We start from the raw sequence: 2,002 nt of genomic DNA, 5'->3' as shown, positions 1-2,002 counted from the left end.
CAAGCGAAGTCGGGCGGGCAAGGTGCAGAAACGCCTCGAACGCCGGATGGGTCACGGAAACGTCGGTCACGGCAAGCGACGCCCCGGCCATCAGATGCGAGTGCAGCACCGAAAGCCCATAGGAATAATGGAACGGCAGGGTGGTGATCGCCCGTTCGTCCGGCCCGATCCCCAGATATGCGCAGATCGACGAAGCGTTGGCGGCAACCGCCGCCGCCGAAAGCCGCACCAGCTTGGGGCTGCCGGTCGACCCCGACGTCGAAAGCAGCACAGCAAGATCGGGGTGAAGGCCACCCTGCGGCACCGGCGCACATTCCAGCGTGCCGGTCGCAGCATCCCAAATGGCGTCGGGCTGAAACGCATCCGTAATGCGCGCCTCGGCCCCGCCTGCCGCCAGCAGCAGAACCGGATGCCCGGCGCGCAATGTGCCGAGATAGGCCAGAATCGAGTCGAGATCGTTGCGGACGCAGAGCACCACCAGCCGGCGTTCCACACCCAGCGCCTCAGCCCACTGATCGGCGCGCGCCAGCAGCTCGCGATAGGAGACTTCCTCGCCGGTATCGAACACCAGCGCGATGCGGTCGCCGTGGCGGTCGAGCCGACGCGCCCAGTCCGCCGGTGCGGGTTGCCAGTTTTCTGCCATCAGTGCGCAGTTCTGTGCAGGCGTGGCATCCGGCTCAGATGTTGCGCAGCCATGCAGGCACCAGCGCCGGCGCCGGGCGAAGCGGTTGCGCGGCCGCAACAGGGTTCGCCGCAGCCAGACGCTTGCGTTGCAGATACCAGAGCCCGATGATCAGGCCCGCATAGCCGAACCCCAGCCCCTGCCCGCCTTCGGTGCTGAGGATCAGCCGCGTCAGCAGAAGCGACATGATGCCGACGGCTGCCGCCCCGGCCACCATTTCGTCACGGCTTTCGGCGTTCAGATAGACGCGGACACCCGTCACCATTGCAGTCACGAAAAAGCCGACGAACAGCAGGAACCCCGGCACCCCGAACTCGACCAGCAGGTTGATGGGGTAGCTGTCGATGGTGAATTTGCCGGCAAGATTGGTGTAGGGCACCACCTGATCGATCGAACCCATGCCATGGCCGACCGGATTGCGGATGACTTGCGGAGTCGCCATTGCCCACTGCGCTTCGCGGGCATTATTGCTCGCCTGGTGGGTCCCTCCTCCCAGCACCATGGTCCGTATTCTTGGCACCGCCAGAATGCCAACCAAGAGCGTCAGCGCAGCGGCCGGAAACATCGACAGCATCGCCGGCGCGATCAGGTCGCGCTGGTTCCGGGTGTTGCGGTACCGCCGCCAGATCCATATTCCGGCAAACGCCGGAATGGTCGCAAAGATCGCAACCATCGCGCTGCGCGCCTGCGTCAGCACACCCGCTGTGACCATCAGGGCCAGCAGAAAGACGGCCGCCACCGTCCGCCAGGCACCCTTCGACCAGGAAATCGCCAGCAGGGTGAACGGCAGCAGCATGCCCAGATACTCGGCGTAGACGAGCGAGTTTGCGAAGATCGAGCGCGAGCGATATTCGCCCGCCCGCACGACACCGAATTGCAGGCTTTCGAGAATGCTGGGGTCGATCGACAGGAACGACGGGATGTGATCTGCCCAGATCGGCTTGGAATCGCGGTATTCCGGAATAACCACGGCCGAAGTGACCATGGCAGCCACCAGAATCAGCTTCACCAGCCGCTGCGGATTGCCGGGTTTCGTCATCACCCATGCACTGATCAGGAAGAAAAAATACCAGATGAACAGGTGGCTGGTCCAGCGAGAGGCGGATTCGAACTTGCCGACCCCCATCATGAACGCTTCCCAGCCGATCCAGAACAGGAACAGCCGCGTCATCATTTTCTGCGAGCCAAGAATGTCGCCGAACTGGCCGCGCATCCGCGAAGACGTCGCCAGCGCATACAGCGCAACCGTCGCCAGCAGGAACATCGCGATGCGCTGAAAGGAAATCCACGGCAGCCCCGGCGCGTTCAGCGCCAGATAGT

General features: G+C 63.8%; 2 protein-coding genes. Both read right to left on the bottom strand.

Annotated features, from left to right (window positions below):
• Positions 1 to 643 (bottom strand): AMP-binding protein (locus AC16JP_RS00080; RefSeq protein WP_484338560.1); only part of this gene is annotated, 643 nt, incomplete at its 3' end.
• 34 nt (positions 644 to 677) lie between these two features.
• The coding region (locus AC16JP_RS00075; RefSeq protein WP_484338559.1) for an O-antigen ligase family protein at positions 678 to 2,002 on the bottom strand (1,325 nt) is incomplete at its 5' end.

The organism is Sandaracinobacteroides sp., assembly GCF_057137845.1.
Note: the sequence above shows the minus strand (reverse complement) of the source record. Positions and strands in the feature narration are given on the sequence as shown.